Below are 17,837 nucleotides of genomic sequence, written 5' to 3'. Positions count from 1 at the left end.
GTTCGACTCCTCGGACTGCGGGCCGATGAACCAAATCGCGTGCACAGGGTCTTGGCTCGAACAGTGTTCGCCGAAGGCGCGACCACGGCCCAGTGCACGGTGCGCACGCAGCCACCGGGAGAGCAGCCCTACTTCCCCCTCTACGACAGCGGCATAGAAGCCGCGGACGTAGCTTGCTTCTGGACTGCATGCGACTTCGACCTCGACATACCCGAGGGCGCGGGCAACTGCGTGTTCTGCTTCATGAAGGGCACCCGTCAACTCGTCGAGTTGTCCAACCGATCCGACCCGAAGCGAGAGCCAGGTTCTCCTACCGACATTGAGTGGTGGGCTCAATTCGAACGGCGCCATGCCCGGGAGGTGCAGAAACGAGACGGAGATGGCATGTCGAGATTCGGTTTTCACGGCGTCAACGCCAAAACGTTCGCGGAAATCGCCCAGGGCGACTTCGGCCCATCTAGCCGGTACGAGTACGGCACACCGGCCTGCGACTGCACCGATTAGCCATGACTAAGCAACAAGCCGACCTCTACTTTGGTCCGACCCACCAACCGTGCGGATTCACCAGCGGAGTCGTCGCCCAGTTCGACGGTTCCGAAGAGCCAGTCGTTCGAGAGCTGCTCCAGAACAGTTTGGATGCCGCCAGAGATGCCAAGAGAAGCGCGGAAGTGCGCTTCGTAATCGACGAGATTCCTAAATCAGCGCTTCCTGGTTGGACTGCATATCAAGGGGTATTCAACAAGGCGATTGCCGAGCGGCAGCGGTGGCACGACGGCAAACCGTCGCACGATGAGAAGACGGTCATCGACCACATAAGGGAAACCATCAAGAGCCCCATGGTTCCAGTAATGCTTTGCATCGACAACGGCCACGGCTTGAACGGGAAGAGAATGGACGCGCTGCTGACTCAGGGCAACACCAGCAAAGGGGAGCAGGGTGCTGGGTCATTCGGGCTTGGGCATCACGCCGCATTCGGAGCATCCAATCTCCGGTACGTCATCTACGCGTCGAAGTACCGCACAGACGACGACGAAGTGTCCACGATTGCTTCAGGCCACGCCATCTTGGCAAGTCATCGCAACCCTGATTCTCCCCAGGAACAGACACTCGCTGCCGACGGCTATTGGTTTCGCCGCGGTTTTGGTGAAACGGCGTTTGACGGTACATACAGAAGCTATCCCAAAGACCCCCCCGATCTGCTGATGCCGTATTTGGGTGACATGCAGGACACCGGCACAGTGGTCTGTGTAGCCGGTTTCAACGATTTTCGTCGGGATGAAGGTGATCCAGTGTCTGCCGAGTTGATCTGCCGGGTTGCGGCGGCCAATTTCTCCGCGGCTGTGCATGATGGCACCCTGACCGTTCGCGTTGAAGATGAGCGCGAGGGTGTGGAGCTATCTGTGGCTAGAGAGACTCTGGGCCGAGTTCTCGAGCCCATTTCTGGTCAGAGACGAGCACCCAGGCAGGGGCAGATTCGCGGCGAATTGTCCCACCAAGCCTGGAGAACAATCAGCGAGGGCTTGCTTGTCGAACTCTCTGAGGGTGAAAGGCTGTGCATCCGGCATCTGTCCCCCAGCGACCAGCCGACAACCCGGGTTCATGTTTTTCGTCGTGGCATGTGGATCGACTCGCAGGTGCAGGGCTTGCGCGAATCAGATTTTGCCAAGACGCTGCCCTTCGATGCGGTCCTCATGTTGGATCAAGGATCGGTTCTGGAAGAGCTGATTAGGAGCGCAGAGGGCCCCGAGCACAGGGGAGTGGATCGCAAACGTCTAGAGGAAGGTCAAAAGAGGGAGCTTGGAGAGCGCCTAGGGGAGATAGCACAGCGTTTGAGGTCGGAAGTTGGCGAGCGTGAAGATCGTGAGGAGTTCACCCCGACGGGTTTCGCCACCATTTCCGGACACGAACTGCGCGCTGCTGAAGCAGCGCCAAGACCCCGCCTTCCTTCTGGTGGAGGGAGAGATTCCAAGCCCGTTGAGGGAGGAAAGGCGGAGACCAAGGCGAGCGAGAAAAAGTCGCGTCGCTCCGGTGTTCCCCGGCCCGGGTTCGTGCCTCGCTATCGGTCGTCATCTCGGGCCGGAGGGGAGGCAAACACAGTCGAGTTTCATGTGATGGTGGATGAGGAGATCGCAGAAACATCCCAGGTGGGCATTCGGCTCAGGCTGGGTTCAGGCTCCGACGGGACCTGCGAGGAGCCCTTGCCGGACACTTGGGTGCCGCTGCTAGAGGTCAGCGACGGGAATGTCTCGCAGAGCTCACGAGGCTGTGACGGCGGAGAACTGGAATTGACCTTGCCCCTGGAATCGGGAGAGCAGTATCTGAGGATCACAACTATGGAGCCCATAGCCCAGCTTGAGCTTCTTGAACTTGATTTGGTGAGGCGCAAACCGACCTCTGAGCAGCAGCCTCCTGATCATGAGGAAGCCGAGTCTCGCCATATCCGAAGTCAGGGAAGCAGGGCAGGGTGAGATCCAAGCGCCTTCCAGTTTTGACCGAAGAGGGCACTAGCCTGGATTGGCCCAACGCCAGCTATGCGGCCAAGGTGACCATCAAGGGTTCGCAGGCCATCGTCGTCCACCATCTTAAGGGTGCGTGCCAGCTTGATCGCTTGATCAAATCTGGTGAAGCCCAGTGGGTGACAGAGTTTCGCTGTCCCCGAACCCTCGTTAGCCGCGAGACGCGGTCGCCAGAGCGCACCCAAAGGGTTGTCTGGACCGAGAATGAGACGGTCGGCCATATGTTCCTGGTGCCGGGATTGGTGGCGGTTACCGATCTTGTGCTTGATCCGTCTGGTCTCAATTCCTTCGGCTGGTCGTCTGGCACACCGGTGGAAATCCCGTCCGGGTGGTGGTTGGCTCGGGCTGAAGCTCGACGGGTGAATCCCTTGGTGGCTTCACTAGTGAGGTTTCGGCGAGACGTGAACCTCGAATCCGGCCGTATGGCGGTTGACGAGGACACTGATGGTGGCAACCCGTGCTTTGTAGTCCGAATGGCCTCAGACTTGTACGAGAAACGCAAGGACAACCGGGACATACAGATTGCGGGCCTAATCGGTGCCTGCGCGCGGTTACCTCGCAGCTCCATGGGCCGGGATTCGCTGGGCCAAGAAGCGGAGCACCATGACCATGCGTTGGCGCAGGAACTCCGCCGGCGTTTCGAAGAGGCAAACGTAGCTGACTGGGCCTCGGATCAGTTCGATCCGGCCCATGCCGCCACTCTCTTGGAGGCTTTCCATGTCCCACTAGCCGGAGAAGTTGAATGAGCCTTGAATCAGCACAGGGATTCATCGACCGAGACCGGTTTGATGATTGGCAGATTTCGCTCATCTACAGGGAAAAGGTCGCCTCATCGAACCAGGGAGTCGCGGAGAGGAATCAGCTGGAATTGGAAGGTGTGGTGGAAGCTGGCCCCCGCCCAGTGCGCGACTACTTGCTCAAGAACCTTGGAGTGGAAGATAGGCGCCAGGCTGAACGGGAAATTCCCCGGCTGCCGAATCCGTTGACTCCCGCGGAAATGCAAATGCTGACGGTTCATGCCGAACAAGAGCTTGCTGGTTGCTTGGGGGAGGTCTCACCAGCTCAAGCAGCTGATCCGGCATTTTGGACGCTGTGCCATGCGATCTGGATCGGCGACGGGATGTTCGAAGAAGATGTGGCAGCAGCCTTTATGGCAGGCAGCCGCAGTAAGACCCTAGATCAGCGGACTCGCAATTTCTTGCGTGGTATCGGGGGTTTGAATCGCGTGCGGGGGAACGTGTCCGTATTGGAGGACTGCCAGATTTCCGCTGCTTGGTGGCGGTGTCGGACTGCCGAGGCCGCAAGTGCCGCCGCTTCTGCCTGCGGCGAAATGCTGTCGTTTGCTGAGGCACATGAGGTTCTCTGGCGCAACGGAGTCTGGAAAGACAACCTTGCCCGCTGGTTGCTGAGGAGGGTGACTGCTCTATGTGCTCTGCAGGCGCTGGCTGCGGTGGTGACCGTGCTTGCCCGCCGGGATTTCGCTCCCAAGCAGGACGATGCCAAGAAGCAGGTGCGAGCTGTGCTGATGGCGGTGGCTCGGGTTAGTAACAACTACTGCATGCACTCGATCAACTGGGGCCAGCTTTTGGCCGCTGCCGAAGATGGCCTCGCCCATTCTGATCATGTCAATGTGATCGACGAGGCGGGCGAGGACGAGTAGCGCTCCAGTAGCCGTCAACTCCTCCATCTGCGTCTGGATTGGCAGCCCGCCCTGATGCGTCAGTGTTGTACTAGACTTGAATGTTCGCAGATTTTGAACTGAGTCTGAGGAGTCTCCGATTCATCCCGATCACACCGCGGAGCAGACCTACATAGATCAGGCCCACCAAGCCCTCGAATCGGCTCGGGAGAGAGCCATGTCGCTGAAAGACATGGTGGAGGTGGGCACCGGAGGCACCCACCAGGCCCGCTACGAGCGGGAGATCATCTGGGACTCCATCAGCACCCGCCTCAACGCACTCGACATCGGCAACTCCTCGCTGGTGTTCGGACGCCTCGACTGGGCCGAGGAACAGGGCGGCGATCAGCTTTATGTGGGCCGGGTGGCGGTGTGGGACGACGATCAGGAGCCGGTCACCATCGATTGGCGGGCCCCGGCGGCCGAGGCCTTCTACCGGGCCACCGGCGGCGACCCCATGGGCTTGTCCCGCCGCCGCCATTTTGCCACCCGGGGACAGGAGCTGCTGGGCGTCGAAGACGAGAGCTTCGGCGGGAACAACGGGCGCGGTCGCCTGCCCCTGGTGGGGGAGGCCACGTTGCGGGTCGGGTTGGAGGCCGGGCGCACTGGTCGCCTTGCCGACGCAGCAGCCACCATCCAGATCGAGCAGGACGCCATAATCAGATCCCCGCTGCCCGGCGTGCTAGTGGTGCAGGGCGGACCCGGCACGGGCAAGACGGTGGCTGCCCTCCACAGGGCCGCCTACCTGCTCTACACCCACCGCTTTCCCCTTGAAGGCCAGGGAATGCTGGTGCTCGGCCCCAACCGCCTGTTCCTCACCTACATCGAGCAGGTGCTGCCGTCGCTCGGCGAAGCCGGTGTGGAGGTGTCGATGCTGGCCGACCTCTTGCCCGGCATCCGGGTCAAAGGGCTCGACAACCCGCGGGTATCCCGCATCAAGGGCGACTTGCGCATGAACTCAGTCCTGCGCCGGGCTCGCCGCGACCGGCAGAGGCCGCTGCGTTGCGATCTGGTGGTGGGCTTGGGCCTTCGGCGGCTCCGGCTCACTGTGGATCAGAGCGCCGAGATCGTGCGCCAGGCCCGCAAGCGGTTCCGCACCCACAATCGGGCTCGCAAATTCGTCGAGGAGCAGGCATACCAGCACTTGGCCGACAGCGGTTCCCGAAGTGACACCCCGGGTCCCGACGTTGAGACGGTGCGCGAGCAGCTTCACGGCAGCCCCGAGCTGCGCGAGGCGCTGGAGTGGATGTGGCCGGTGCTCACCCCAGCCCATTTCCTCCACGATCTGTTCGGCTCGCCGGCGCTGCTCCGCTCGGCGGCCGGATCGGTGCTCACCCCCGCTGAAACCGACCTTTTGTACCGGCCCCGGTCTGCCCATGCCTCTGAGGTGGTGTGGACGGCCGACGACGCGCCCCTGCTGGATGAATCCTGGGCCCTGCTCGGCCCCCGCCCCGGCCACAAGCAAGCCGACTCGGTTCGCACCTACGGCCACATCGTGGTGGACGAGGCCCAAGACCTGTCGCCCATGCAGCTCAGGATGATCAGCCGCCGCTCGCTCAACGGGTCGATGACCGTGGTGGGCGACATCGCCCAGGCCACTTCGGCGTGGGGGCACGACTCATGGGACAGCGTGATCGATCACCTGCCCGCCAACAAGGAACCCCGATTTGTCGAGCTGACCATTGGCTATCGCCTGCCTGAGCCCATCATGAGGGTGGCTGCGGAGGTGCTTGATGCCGCTGTTCCCGGTCTGGTTCCACCCCGGTCGATTCGCACCGAGGGTCGGCCCCCCCGATTCATTTCCGTTGTGGGCCATCGAGCCGCTCACTCGGGCAACGGCCAGGGACAAGAAACCAGCCCCGGCAGCCTGGTGGCAGTCGTCGTGAACGAGGTGAAGGGCGAACTGGATCGGCTGGCCAACGGAAACCTGGCGGTGATCTGCCACTCTGGTCAGACCGATGTCATCTCTGAAGCGCTGGCCGCCGCTGAAGTCGACCATGGGCTGGTCTACGAGCGGGGCTTGGAGTCTCGGGTCACGATCGTGCCGGTGGAGTTGGTCAAGGGCTTGGAGGTGGACACGGCGGTGGTGGTAGAGCCCGCCGACATCTGCGAAAAACTCCCTCAGGGGATGCGAGCCCTCTATGTGGCCATGACCCGGGCCACTCAGCGTTTGATGGTGGTGCATTCCCGCCCGCTTCCCCAGCCCCTGCTCCCCAAGGAGGCATGAGACGATGGCCCTTGACCCCCGAAGCCTCAGCGAGGAGATGGCCGGCTTCCTGCGAGATCGCCACCTGGCGTCGCTCACCGTGCTCCGCCCCGACGGCACCCCCCATGTGACCCCGGTGGGGTTCACCTGGGATCCCGACACCGCCACCGCCCGCATTATCACCTGGTCGGGGGCCAAGAAAGTGCGCCTGCTGGAGGCGGCTCAGGGGGGGCGAGCCGCGCTGTGCCAGGTGGACGGCGGCCGATGGGCGACCCTGGAGGGTTTCGCCACCGTGACTGCCGATCCTGTGGAGTGCGCCGACGCCGTGGCCCGCTACGCCAGGCGCTACAGCCCGGCCAAAGACCGGGGTGCTGACCGCCGGGCCATTCTCATTGCCGTGGACTCTGTTCTGGGGCGGGCATGACTCCCAAAGGGATTGGCCTCAGCGCCAACGTGCAGGAGTACCTGGTGGCCCACGGCGCGGGCATCGACCCCATTGCCGGGGAGCTCATCAACGTCACCGCCGAGCTGGGCGGTGTTTCCCGGATGCAGATCGCCCCCGAGCAGGCCGCCTTCATGACCCTGCTCACCCGCCTGCTCGACGTGCGGTTCGCAGTGGAGGTGGGCACCTTCACCGGGTTCTCGGCCCTGGCCATCGCCCGCGGGCTCGCCCCGGGCGGGCGGCTGCTGTGTTGCGACGTAAGCGATGAGTGGGTGAACGTGGGCCGCCCATTTTGGGAGCGGGCCGGGGTGGCCGACCAGATCGAGGTGGTGATCGCTCCCGCGGCCGAGACCCTGGCTGCATTGCCTGAGAATCCACCCATAGATCTGGCCTTTATCGATGCCGACAAAGGCTCCTACCACATCTATTACGAGGAGATGCTTCGCCGGCTCAGCCCAAGGGGGGTCATTCTGGTGGACAACGTGCTGTGGGGCGGTCGGGTAGCCGACCCCGACGTCGATCTCGATGAGCAACCCGACACCGCCCACATCCGGGAATTCAACAGCCATGTAGTCGCCGACCCCCGCACCACCCAGGTGATGCTCCCCATCGCCGACGGCCTCACGCTTATAGCTCTGGCTCCATAAGGTGCGCCACCGGCCCACGGCCCGCGCCCAGGTCCCATTCAGCCGACCGCTCTAGGCAGTTGCGGACAAACATCTTGGCACTCACGATCGCATCCATGGGCGCCACCCCCGCCGCCAATGCCACGGCCACCACTGCTGAAAAAGTGCAGCCCGTGCCGTGGTCGTTGGCGGTATCGATCACCTCGCCGGGCAGCTCACTCCACCCACCGTCATGGTGTATCCACTCGGTGGCGGTGACTTGTCCAGTCATCACGAACCAACCAGGGCACAGGGCCGCCAGATGGGCCGGTTCGTCGAATTCGCCCACCTCACCGAGCACCATGGTCTCCCGGGCATTGGGAGTGGCAACGGTGGCGTACTGGAGCAGCTCCAGGTAGAGGGCTTCGGTCCCCGCGTCTAGCAGCCGGGCGCCGGTAGACGACACCATCACCGGATCGACCACCAGGTTGGGCAGCCGTCCGGCCGCGGCGTATTCGCCAACCACGGCAATGATCTCCCCGTTGGCCAGCATGCCGGTTTTGACTGCGGCCACCGGGAGGTCGTCGAGCACCGAATCGAGTTGCCGGGCCACAAAATCAGCCGGGATGGGATGCACCCCCTGCACCCCCACCGTGTTCTGGGCGGTCACCGCGGTTATAACCGCAGTTCCGTGTACTCCGAGGGCGGCAAACGTGGTCAGATCGGCGGCAATTCCGGCGCCGCCCGAAGGGTCCGAACCAGCCACGGTCAACGCCACTGGGGGATTCATGGCCTGCTCTGCGGGAGCAATGTCTTTGAGGTGCTGCCCAGGTACATCACGAGTGCCATTCATCCAACAGGGCGGCAATGGTATCGGCCGGATCGCGGCTGCGGGCCACCGCCCCTTGCACGGCAACGCCCGCCGCCCCGGCATCCCGGCAGGCGGCCACCCGGCCCTGGTCGATCCCCCCCAGGGCGTACACCGGCACATGGGCCTGTCGAGCGATCCGGCCCAACCCGGCCAGCCCCAGCGGCGGCCCATAGCCCGGCTTCGATTCGGTCTTGAAAACGGGGGAGACGGTCACATAGTCCACCCCGTCGAGTTCGGCTTGGCGAACCTCGTCCAACCCGTGGCACGACCGCCCGACGATCCCGGAGTATGTCTTCGGATACCGGTCCAACCCGGCCAGATGCACCCCGTCTGCCACCGGGTCAATCATAGACGCCAGGATGAGGCAATCGGTGTGGTCTCTCATGAGCTTGGCCAGCTCGCGCCGGATTTGAGGAGGGCGGCCCTTGGCCCGGAAGATCACCGCCGGGGCGCTCACCACCACATCGGTGAGCACGAGCAACTCGGAGGCCAGCGCCCGCTTCGGGCTGAACATCCGGCGGTGTTCAGAACTCGGCCGGCGCGGGCGCACAGGGCGCAATTGGCCTTCCGCGCGGCCCCGGCGAGGCGGGTCAGAACTGGGCACGGCCCTGGCTCGAGGTCGAGGCTTCGGCGCTGAACTGTTTGGGAATCCGCCCGGCCTGCCGGGCCCGCCGCCCGCCCTCCACAGCCAGCCGCATGGCGGCGGCCATTCGCTCGGGATCTCGGGCTCGGGTGATGGCCGAGGCCACCATCACCGCGTCGCAGCCCAACTCCATGGCCAGTGCGGCGTCGGAGGCGGTGCCGATGCCGGCATCCAGCACCACCGGCACCGACGACTGCTCCACGATCATCTCGATGTTGTGGGGGTTTCGGATTCCCAGACCCGACCCGATGGGCGCCCCCAGCGGCATGACCGATGCGCACCCCAAGGCTTCCAAGCGGCGGGCCAGCACTGGATCGTCGTTGGTGTAGGCCATGACGGCGAAGCCGTCGTCTACCAGGGTCTCAGCCGCCTCCACCAACTCGATGCCCTCGGGCAGCAGGGTGTAGTCGTCGGCGATCACCTCGAGTTTCACCCAATTGGTTTCGAACGCCTCCCGGGCCAGTTTGGCGGTTAGCACGGCGTCGGCCGCGGTGTGGCATCCGGCGGTGTTGGGCAGCACCTCTAGGCCGAGGCGGTCGATCACATCCAGCACCGAGCCAGCGGCATCGGGCGAAACCCGGCGCAACGCCACCGTGACCAGCTCGCACTCCGATGCGGCCAATGCCCGCTCCAGCACGGCCAGGTTGGGCGCTCCCCCGGTGCCGGTGATCAGCCGGCTGGTGAAGCTCCGCTCAGCCACAGTCCACCCGCCGCCCGCTATGGCATTGCGATCGAGCGTTTCCCGGCTGCCCATCATCCCCCCTTGGCCGCCTCAAGGATTTCGATCCGGTCGCCCTCGGCCAATAGGGCTTCGCTCCACCGGCTGCGGGGCACGATCTCCCGGTTGACCGCCACCGCCACACCACGCTGGTCGGGCGCCAGGCGGCCCACGGTGCAGTCGGGGGACACTTCCCGGGCCTCGCCGTTCACGATGACAATCATGCTGGAACGATCACGCCGACACCTCGCTGAGCTTCCCAGGGGTCCGGTCGAAGGGGTCGAGTCCATCAGACGAAGCGGCGAAACGGCCGGGGCTGAACGGTGTCAGGTCTACCGGCGGCTCGCGGCCCTGTATCAGGGCGGCTACCGCGGCTGCGGTGATGGGGGCGGTGAGTATGCCGTTGCGGTAGTGGCCTGAGGCGTAAACGATGCCGTCGTCGCCGGTCCCGATTATCGGGGCGTTGTCGGGGGCGCCGGGGCGCAGGCCGGCCCACGTCTCCACCAGATCGATCTCGCTCAGTCCCGGCAGCAGGGCCAGCACATCACGAAGCAGTTCGTAGACGCCGCCCGCGGTTACCCGGGTGTCAAAGCCCTGCTCCTCCTGGGTGGCGCCCACCACGATCTCGCCGTCGCTGCGGGGCACCGCGTACACGCTCGACCCCCGCACCACCCCCCTCACCGGCAGCCGCAGCAGGCCCTCTGGGCCGATCAAGCGAAGGATTTGTCCCTTGACGGGCCGAATGGGCACCCCCAGCAGCAGGCCGGTCCACGCTCCCGCGGCCACCACCACCTGCCCACAGCTCATCACTGCGCCGTCGTCGGTTGCCACTTGGCTGCGAGCCACCTCGGTGGCCGACACTGGGATGGTGGCCACCCGGCTCAACAGCTTGGCCACCACCCGGCGGGGGTTCACCTGGTGGTCGAGCGGGGAGTACACCCCTGCCCGGACACCGGGAGCGAGCAGTGGTTCGCGAAGCCGGCACTCTCGGCTGCGGAGCCGCTCTACCGGCAGCCCCTCTTGTTCGTGCAGATCGCCCAGGTTGTCGAGCAGCGCCTTGTCGTCGGCATCGTAGGCCGCCATAAGCATCCCGGTGCGGCGGTAGTCCACTGCGTCTACCCCCAAGGCGTCGGCGAAGGCAGGCCACTGCTGACTGGAGGCCAAGTTCAGCCCCAAGATGTGGCTCTCGCCCCAGTAGGCCTCGTGGATGGGGGCCAGCATTCCGGCCGCTGCGTGGCTCGCCCCGGTGCCCGGCGCGGGGTCGAGCACCACCACGTCGGCGCCTTCTCGCTGAAGCTGCCAGGCGGTCGCCAACCCGATGATGCCGCCGCCCACGATGATGACATCAGGCTTGGAGGAGGCAGCGGGCCCGGGGGCCCCGCCGGCGTTGGAAAGTCGCTCAGCCACCGAGGGCCTCCAAGAGCTCGGAGGTGGCCGCGGCCGGGTCGGTGGCGTGGGCCACCGCGCCTATAACCGCTACCCCGTGGGCGCCCGCATCCAACAACTCTGGCACTCGGGCAGCGGTGATGCCGGCAATGGCGATCACCGGAATGTCAACCGAAGCAGCCACCCTCTCCACCCCGGCCGGTCCCAAGGGGTCGGGCAGCCCGGTTTTGGAGGCGGAGGCGTACACCGGGCCCACTCCCACATAGGAGGCGCCATCGGCTTGGTGGCGACGGGCGGTGTCGGGGTCTCGGGCTGTGCCCCCCACCAGCCGGTCGGGGCCCACCAAGCCACGCAACACCGCCACCGGCAGGTCTTCGGCGCCGCCGTGGACCCCATCGGCCCCGGCGGCTAAGGCGATGTCGGCCCGGTCGTTCACGATCACCGTGGCATTGGCACGCTGAGCAGCAGCCACTATGCGCTCGCATTCGGCCAAAACAGCGGCGTCGTCGGCCTCCTTGATCCGCACCTGCACCGCGGGCGCACCGCCCCTTAGCGCGGCAGCGGCCAACCGGGCCCCATCCGCGATGACGTGCAGTCGGGGCACGACCAAGCTCAAGACCCGGCCGAGTAGATCTCGGCGCCCTGGTCCCGGAACTCGACCGACTTGGACTTCAGCCCCAACTCGATGGCCGTCGACTCGTCCACGCCCTGGCGGGCGGCGTAGTCCCGCACGTCCTGGGTGATCTTCATGGAGCAGAACTTGGGTCCGCACATGGAGCAGAAGTGGGCCGTCTTGGCCGGCTCGGCCGGAAGGGTCTCGTCGTGGTACTTCAACGCGGTCTCGGGGTCGAGCGACAGGTTGAACTGGTCGGCCCAGCGGAACTCGAACCGGGCCTTCGACAGGGCGTCGTCCCACGCCTGCGCCCCCGGATGGCCCTTGGCCACATCGGCGGCGTGGGCCGCGATCTTGTAGGCGATCACCCCGTCTTTCACGTCGGCCCGGTTGGGCAGGCCCAAGTGCTCTTTGGGGGTCACGTAGCAGAGCATGGCGGTGCCGTACCAGCCGATGTTGGCCGCCCCGATGGCCGAGGTGATGTGGTCATAGCCCGGCGCCACATCGGTGGTGAGGGGTCCCAGTGTGTAGAAGGGGGCATCCTGGCACCACTCCCGCTCCAGGGTCACGTTCTCTTTGATCTTGTTGAGCGGCACATGGCCCGGCCCTTCGATCATCACCTGCACGTCGTGGGCCCAGGCCCGTGCGGTCAGTTCGCCCAGGGTCTCCAACTCAGCCATCTGGGCGGTGTCGTTGGCATCGGCGATAGACCCCGGTCGCAGCCCGTCGCCCAGCGAGAAAGCCACGTCGTAGGCCGCGAAGATCTCGCACAGTTCCTCGAAGTGGGTGTAGAGGAAGTTCTCCTGGTGGTGGGCCAGGCACCACGCGGCCAATATCGAGCCGCCTCGGCTGACGATCCCGGTGGTGCGCTGGGCGGTGAGCGGCACGTACCGCAGAAGCACCCCGGCGTGGACGGTCATGTAGTCCACCCCCTGCTCGGCCTGTTCGACAACCGTGTCGCGGTATATCTCCCAGGTGAGCTCTTCGGGTTGTCCGTTGGTCTTCTCCAGGGCCTGGTAGATGGGCACCGTGCCGATGGGCACCGGCGAGTTGCGGATGATCCACTCCCGAGTGGTGTGGATGTCGGCGCCGGTGGACAGATCCATCACCGTGTCGGCACCCCAGCGGGTGGCCCAGGCCATTTTCTCCACCTCCTCGGCGATCGACGAGGTGACCGCCGAGTTGCCGATGTTGGCGTTGACCTTGGTCAAGAACTTGCGCCCTATGATCATGGGCTCCGATTCGGGGTGGTTCACATTGGCCGGGATGATGGCCCGGCCCCGGGCCACCTCAGAGCGCACCAGCTCGGCGTCGAGCCGCTCGCGGGTGGCTATGAACTCCATCTCAGGGGTGGTCTCGCCTCGGCGGGCATAGGCCATCTGGGTCACTGCCCGGTCGGTGGCCCGACGCACCGGAAGTCGCTCGCCCAAGAACGGGTCGGAGGCTTGGCCGGTGCGGGCCGCCCGGCGACCGTCGTCGCGCACATCGGCCATTCGACCCCCGATCTCGATGGTGTCGCCCCGCTCGGTGATCCACCCCAGCCGCAGCGGCGGCAGCCCCACGCTGGGGTTGGAACCCGGTCCGCTGGTGTCGTACAGCAGAAACGGCGGCTCCGGTTCGGTGAGGTTCACCTGGGTGAACGGCACTCGCACATCGGGCCGGGAACCGGCTACGTATACCTTCTCCCGGGCGGTCATTTGGCTGGGCACCGTGCCTTCCTGGGTAGGCGCGCTGCCATTGGCGCTCTCGCTCATCGTCATCTCCCTTCGCCGGCGTTATCCGGATCAGGTTCAGCGGTCGGCGCCAGCGGACGCCCTCTCAGCCCGACGATCCTCGAGCTCCCGCGTGGTTGTCGCCCCTATCTTGCCACAGGCCGACGAAGCGTGACGTAGCGGTTGATGAGAGATCGGGTGGAGGAATCGCGGGCCGGGTGGGGGGTGGCTGCGCCGGTGAGCTCGGCAGCGATGGCGGTGGCCAGGGTCTTGCCCAGCTCAACCCCCCATTGGTCGAAGGGGTTGATGCCCCAGATGGTGGCCTGGGTGAACACCTTGTGCTCGTAGAGGGCTACGAACTGGCCTAGCGATTGGGGGGTGAGTTGGTCGGCGAGGATGACGGTGCTGGGCCGGTTGCCGGGAAAGGCTCGGTGGGGGTCGTCGGTGCCGGCCGCGCCGAAGGCCAGGGCCTCGGCTTGGGCGAACAGGTTGGCCATGAGCAGATCGTGGTGCTCGGCGAGCCCGTGATTGGGGCGGCAGAAGCCGATGAAGTCCACCGGGACGATGTCGGTGCCCTGATGAAGCAATTGGTGAAAGGCGTGCTGGCCGTTGGTTCCCGGCTGGCCCCACACCACCGGCCCGGTGGCGATGCCCGTCGGCGTGCCATCGGTCCGCACCGACTTGCCGCTGCTCTCCATGTCGAGCTGCTGGATATAGGCCGGGAACAACGCGAGCTCCTGGGCGTAGGGGAGCACCGCGTAAGTGGGCCAGTCCCAGAAGTTGCGGTTCCAGATGCCGATGAGCCCGAGCAGGGCGGGCAGGTTCTCGGCCCATCGGGCGGTGCGGAAGTGCTCGTCGATGTGGTGCATCCCGGCCAAGAACTCGGCGAAGGCATCGGGGCCCACGGCGATCATGAGGCTGAGCCCCACCGCCGATCCCAGCGAATAGCGGCCGCCCACCCAGTCCCACATGGCGAAGACGGCCCCAGCGTCGATGCCGAAGCCCTGAGCCTTGCCGGGGTTGGCGGTGACCGCGGCAAAGTGGCTGCTGGCATCGTGCTCGCCCACCGCCTCGGCGACCCAGGCCCGGGCGGTACGGGCGTTGGCCAGGGTCTCGGTGGTGGTGAACGTCTTGGATACCACGATGAACAGGGTCTGGGCTGGGTCCAGGTCATTGGTGAGGGCTTGGAAGTGGGCGCCGTCGACGTTGGACAAGAACCGCACATCGACCTCGGTGTCGGCGTGGGCGCAGAGGGCCGCGGTGGCCATGGCCGGGCCCAAGTCCGATCCGCCGATGCCGATGTTCACCACCGAGTTCCAGCGCCCGGCGCGAGCCTTTTCGGCAAACGCGGCCATCCGCACCAGTTCTTCTCGCACCTCAGGGGGTGGGTCGCCCCGCCGGAGGGCGGTGTGCAGGGCAGGGCGATTCTCGGTGGTGTTCACCGCTTCGCCGCTCATCATGGCTTCGATCCGCCCAGCCAGCCCGGCCCGGTCGGCCAAGGCCCCCAATAGCTCCACCGTCTCAGCGGTCAGACGGTTCTTGGAGTAGTCCAGAAGCAGCCCGCCGGTCTCCGCGCCCAGAAGCTCACCGCGGTCGGGGTCCCGGTCGAAAAGCTCTCTCAAATGCACATCGGCCAGCGACTGCCGGTGGGCGCTGAGCGCCTGCCACTCGTCTGTGCGGTACACGCTGGCAGCGTATCCCGACTGCTCGGGGAATCCGGGGGGCTACTCGTAGGCGATGGCCTCGAGCACGTTGAGGCGGCTGGCCCGGATGGCCGGGAAAGTAGCGGCTATCAGCCCGGCCACGGCGGCCACTACCAAATAGATGATCAGGGTTGCCCAAGGAACCGACAACGCCGAGATGAACCCGCTGGGAATCACGATCACGGCGGCCCAGGCGAACAGCACGCCGATGACAATTCCCATGAGCCCTCCGAAGGCGGCCACAATGGCGCCCTCCCAGCGGATCATCCGCCGAGTCTGGCGGCGAATCATGCCCACGGCCCGCAAGAGCCCGATTTCGCGGGTGCGCTCAAACACCGAGAGGGCCAGCGTGTTGGCTATGCCCATGAGGGCGATCACCAGCGAGACGCCCAAGAACACATTCACCACGGCCAGGAATGTATCGATCTGGCTCTCTTGGTTGGCCCGGAACTCGGCCTGATCGCGCACTTCCAGCTGCGGATAGTCGATCGTGACGGTCTCCAATGCAGCCCGGGCTTGATCCGATGAGTACCCCGGCGCGGTCACCGCGGAGATGAATTGGTCTTGGCTGCCGGCCAAGAAGCGATCCCAATCGGCGCGGTCTATCACCAAAGAGCCCAAAATGGTGTTGTCGGAGTACACCGCGGCAACCTGGAAAGCGGCCCGGTCCCCGCCGGCGAACTCCATCTCGACTTGATCGCCAACACCGACGCCCAAATCTTCGGCTTTGTCCTCATGAACCAGTAGCTGGCCCGGCGCCAAGCCGGACAGGCTTCCCTCGGACACGTCGGGGTCGATGTGCAGGACAAGTGCTTCGAGGTCGGTGGACAAGATGTCCTGGGTGTCGCCATCGAGCGTGGTTCGGGCGGCCTCGCTGCGGAACCGGTAGGAGATCACCGAGTCCAGCTCGGGCCGGGCCGCCATCGTCTCGGCGGCGAGCGGGCTGAACGCGGCGAACTCGTTGTTGCAGCTTCCAACGCAGATGAGCCAGTCGGCGCTGACCGAGTCCTCCAGCGTGTCGGCCAGGGTCTGCTTGAATGATTGGCCCAACACGGTGACCATCGACACCAGCGCCAATCCGATCATCAGCGCCGAAGCGGTGCTGGCCGTGCGGCGGGGGCTGCGGGCGGCATTCTGCTGGGACAGCTCTCCGCTGATGCCGAAAACCCTGGCGGGAAGCCATCCGAGGCCGCGGGCCAAAGGAGCGGCGAACAAGGGGCTCACCAGGTTCATGCCCACGAACACAAAGAGCGCACCGGTGCCCAAGAGCACCAAGATGTCGCCGGTGGAGTAGTCGACCATCAGGGCGACCACCAGCAGCGCCACACCCAGCAGCAATACCAAGACGCGCCCGGCCAGAGGGTGGACGCGGCTCCCGCCGGCATAGAGGAGCACCGAGCCGATGATCGCGGCCAGCACGGTTGGGTTCGTCGATTGCGAGACGATGCCCAGCACCGCGATCACCGCCCCGGCCACGGCCAACAGCGCTCCCAGCAAAGGAGTGCGGCGGACGTCGGAAGACCGGGCAGAGGGGTCATCTACGATGGCGGCCATCGGGGCGATCCGGCGAGCCCGCAAGGCTGGTCCCACAGCCGACACGACCGTGACCCCGACGCCTATGGCGATGGCCGAGATAACCGTATTGGCGCCGATGACGATGGGAGAGTCGGGCAAGTCGGCGCCTATGGCTGTGAACAAGGCCCTCAAAGCCAGGGCCAGCAGCACCCCTAAGCCGAGTCCCAGCCCGGTGGACACCAGGCCCACCACGACGGCCTCGCCCACCACCGTTTGGGTGATCTGGCGTCCGGTGGCCCCCAGTGCCCGCAGCAGCCCGAGCTCGCGGATCCTCTGGCCCACGATGATGGTGAACGTGTTGTAGATGATGAACGCCGACACCACCAAGATGACGATGGCGAACGCCAGCAAGAAGTTCTGGAAGAAGCCGATGAACTCGTTGAAGTCGTCGGCCTGCTCCTCGACGAGCTGCTCGTTGGCAACCACTTCGACGTTCTCGGGGATGGCCGCGCTCATGGCGGCGGCCGCCTCCTCGGGCGAAGCACCGGGCAGGAGTCGGATGTCGATGCTGTCGTAGCCCTCACCGCCGTGGAGCACTTCTTGGGCGGTGTCGGCGTCCCAAGCGGTGATCTGGGCGCCTACGGTGGCGTCCTCGCCGCTGCCGAATCGGAACAACCCCACCAGGGTGAACTCTCGGGTGCCGGTGGGGGTGATCACCCGGTAGCGCTCGCCCACCCGGAACCCGTTGTCTGCCGCAGTGTCGGCGTCCATGGCAAACTCTTCGGATCCGCTCGGTGGGCGGCTGACGCCGTCGGGCCAGACGCTCACCTGGCTGAGCTGCTGGTCTTGGGGCCAGCTGACCCCCATCTGCGGCGGGCCGAAGCTCTCCAGCGATTCGCCGTCGGAGTCGATGGCGATCACGTTGAACTCGAACACGCCGCCCTCCGCCGCGGCCACCCCCTCAATCGACCTGACCGTCTCCAGGAGGGACGGGGGCACGAGCGGTGCGCTGAGGTCGCGGTCGCCGAACTCGACCTCGGAGCGCACCGACAGGTCGACTCCCTCGTAGATGTCCTGAGACAGGTCGTCGAAAGTGGAGCGGAGCCCGTCGGTGGTTACGAACACCCCCACGGTGAAGGCCACCCCGATCACCACGGCCAGGGTGGTGAGCAGGAACCTGATCTTGGCGCCTGCGATGCTCTTCAGGGTGTAGCGGAGAAGGGTCAACG

16 protein-coding genes and 1 riboswitch are annotated in these 17,837 nt (G+C 65.4%); of the genes, 7 read left to right on the top strand and 9 right to left on the bottom strand.

The genetic code is table 11. The features are described 5' to 3' along the window. Positions 1-39 precede the first annotated feature (39 nt). From ACOGXA_RS10625 to ACOGXA_RS10595, 7 genes are all read left to right on the top strand, one after another. Positions 40-504 carry a hypothetical protein gene (locus tag ACOGXA_RS10625; protein WP_419923846.1) on the top strand — a complete coding sequence of 155 codons (465 nt, stop codon included), beginning with the start codon at positions 40-42 and terminating at the stop codon, positions 502-504. A 2-nt stretch (positions 505-506) separates the two neighbouring features. Continuing rightward, complete coding sequence (locus ACOGXA_RS10620; RefSeq protein ID WP_419923845.1) at positions 507-2,468, top strand: hypothetical protein; 1,962 nt, start codon at positions 507-509, stop codon at positions 2,466-2,468. Further along, positions 2,465-3,262: a hypothetical protein gene (locus ACOGXA_RS10615; protein ID WP_419923844.1), complete on the top strand. Its 798-nt coding sequence runs from the start codon at positions 2,465-2,467 to the stop codon at positions 3,260-3,262. The genes ACOGXA_RS10620 and ACOGXA_RS10615 overlap by 4 nt, the downstream gene beginning before the upstream one ends. Next, complete coding sequence (locus tag ACOGXA_RS10610) at positions 3,259-4,176, top strand: hypothetical protein (RefSeq protein ID WP_419923843.1); 918 nt, start codon at positions 3,259-3,261, stop codon at positions 4,174-4,176. Before ACOGXA_RS10615 ends, ACOGXA_RS10610 begins: the two co-directional genes overlap by 4 nt. 196 nt (positions 4,177-4,372) lie before the next feature. Beyond that, positions 4,373-6,421, top strand: a complete 2,049-nt coding sequence (locus tag ACOGXA_RS10605) for a HelD family protein (RefSeq protein ID WP_419923842.1) — start codon at positions 4,373-4,375, stop codon at positions 6,419-6,421. 4 nt (positions 6,422-6,425) lie between these two features. Then, positions 6,426-6,824 carry a pyridoxamine 5'-phosphate oxidase family protein gene (locus tag ACOGXA_RS10600; protein ID WP_419923841.1) on the top strand — a complete coding sequence of 133 codons (399 nt, stop codon included), beginning with the start codon at positions 6,426-6,428 and terminating at the stop codon, positions 6,822-6,824. Further along, positions 6,821-7,489: an O-methyltransferase gene (locus ACOGXA_RS10595; RefSeq protein ID WP_419923840.1), complete on the top strand. Its 669-nt coding sequence runs from the start codon at positions 6,821-6,823 to the stop codon at positions 7,487-7,489. The genes ACOGXA_RS10600 and ACOGXA_RS10595 overlap by 4 nt, the downstream gene beginning before the upstream one ends. Here ACOGXA_RS10595 and thiD read toward each other — a convergent pair. The 9 genes from thiD to ACOGXA_RS10550 form a co-directional block, all read right to left on the bottom strand. Beyond that, complete coding sequence (gene thiD, locus ACOGXA_RS10590) at positions 7,470-8,300, bottom strand: bifunctional hydroxymethylpyrimidine kinase/phosphomethylpyrimidine kinase (RefSeq protein ID WP_419923839.1); 831 nt, start codon at positions 8,298-8,300, stop codon at positions 7,470-7,472. The two genes, ACOGXA_RS10595 and thiD, sit on opposite strands and share 20 nt — an antisense overlap. Further along, positions 8,284-8,832 (bottom strand): thiamine phosphate synthase, encoded by a 549-nt coding sequence (locus ACOGXA_RS10585; protein WP_419923838.1) that lies wholly within the window; start codon positions 8,830-8,832, stop codon positions 8,284-8,286. The genes thiD and ACOGXA_RS10585 overlap by 17 nt, the downstream gene beginning before the upstream one ends. A gap of 76 nt (positions 8,833-8,908) precedes the next feature. Then, entirely contained in the window at positions 8,909-9,718 is an 810-nt protein-coding gene (locus ACOGXA_RS10580; RefSeq protein WP_419923837.1) for a thiazole synthase, read from the bottom strand. Next, a complete protein-coding gene (gene thiS / locus ACOGXA_RS10575) occupies positions 9,715-9,903 on the bottom strand; it encodes a sulfur carrier protein ThiS (protein WP_419923836.1) in 189 nt (62 codons plus the stop codon). The genes ACOGXA_RS10580 and thiS overlap by 4 nt, the downstream gene beginning before the upstream one ends. Positions 9,904-9,913: 10 nt before the next feature. Further along, on the bottom strand, positions 9,914-11,086 hold the full coding sequence (thiO, locus tag ACOGXA_RS10570; RefSeq protein WP_419923835.1) for a glycine oxidase ThiO: 1,173 nt from the start codon (positions 11,084-11,086) through the stop codon (positions 9,914-9,916). Then, a complete protein-coding gene (gene thiE, locus ACOGXA_RS10565; RefSeq protein WP_419923834.1) occupies positions 11,079-11,681 on the bottom strand; it encodes a thiamine phosphate synthase in 603 nt (200 codons plus the stop codon). The genes thiO and thiE overlap by 8 nt, the downstream gene beginning before the upstream one ends. Then, positions 11,678-13,432, bottom strand: coding sequence for a phosphomethylpyrimidine synthase ThiC (thiC, locus tag ACOGXA_RS10560; protein WP_419923833.1), 1,755 nt, complete (start codon positions 13,430-13,432; stop codon positions 11,678-11,680). Before thiC ends, thiE begins: the two co-directional genes overlap by 4 nt. After that, positions 13,423-13,533: riboswitch (TPP riboswitch) on the bottom strand. It overlaps the preceding gene by 10 nt. 3 nt (positions 13,534-13,536) lie before the next feature. Then, positions 13,537-15,075, bottom strand: a complete 1,539-nt coding sequence (pgi, locus tag ACOGXA_RS10555) for a glucose-6-phosphate isomerase (protein WP_419923832.1) — start codon at positions 15,073-15,075, stop codon at positions 13,537-13,539. A gap of 39 nt (positions 15,076-15,114) precedes the next feature. Further along, positions 15,115-17,835, bottom strand: coding sequence for an ABC transporter permease (locus tag ACOGXA_RS10550; RefSeq protein ID WP_419923831.1), 2,721 nt, complete (start codon positions 17,833-17,835; stop codon positions 15,115-15,117). Positions 17,836-17,837 lie beyond the last annotated feature (2 nt).

This window comes from Candidatus Poriferisocius sp. (assembly GCF_965208475.1).
GTDB lineage: Bacteria > Actinomycetota > Acidimicrobiia > Acidimicrobiales > Bin134 > Poriferisocius.
This window is presented reverse-complemented; position numbering and strand designations above follow the sequence as displayed.

Bases quoted from the DNA above. Each gene is read 5' to 3' on its own strand.
- thiC (WP_419923833.1), bottom strand. From the start codon at position 13,432: ATGAGCGAGAGCGCCAATGGCAGCGCGCCTACCCAGGAAGGCACGGTG.
- ACOGXA_RS10585 (WP_419923838.1), bottom strand. From the start codon at position 8,832: ATGTTCAGCCCGAAGCGGGCGCTGGCCTCCGAGTTGCTCGTGCTCACC.
- ACOGXA_RS10620 (WP_419923845.1), top strand. From the start codon at position 507: ATGACTAAGCAACAAGCCGACCTCTACTTTGGTCCGACCCACCAACCG.
- thiD (WP_419923839.1), bottom strand. From the start codon at position 8,300: ATGAATGGCACTCGTGATGTACCTGGGCAGCACCTCAAAGACATTGCT.
- ACOGXA_RS10600 (WP_419923841.1), top strand. From the start codon at position 6,426: ATGGCCCTTGACCCCCGAAGCCTCAGCGAGGAGATGGCCGGCTTCCTG.
- ACOGXA_RS10605 (WP_419923842.1), top strand. From the start codon at position 4,373: ATGTCGCTGAAAGACATGGTGGAGGTGGGCACCGGAGGCACCCACCAG.
- ACOGXA_RS10595 (WP_419923840.1), top strand. From the start codon at position 6,821: ATGACTCCCAAAGGGATTGGCCTCAGCGCCAACGTGCAGGAGTACCTG.
- ACOGXA_RS10610 (WP_419923843.1), top strand. From the start codon at position 3,259: ATGAGCCTTGAATCAGCACAGGGATTCATCGACCGAGACCGGTTTGAT.
- ACOGXA_RS10580 (WP_419923837.1), bottom strand. From the start codon at position 9,718: ATGATGGGCAGCCGGGAAACGCTCGATCGCAATGCCATAGCGGGCGGC.
- thiS (WP_419923836.1), bottom strand. From the start codon at position 9,903: ATGATTGTCATCGTGAACGGCGAGGCCCGGGAAGTGTCCCCCGACTGC.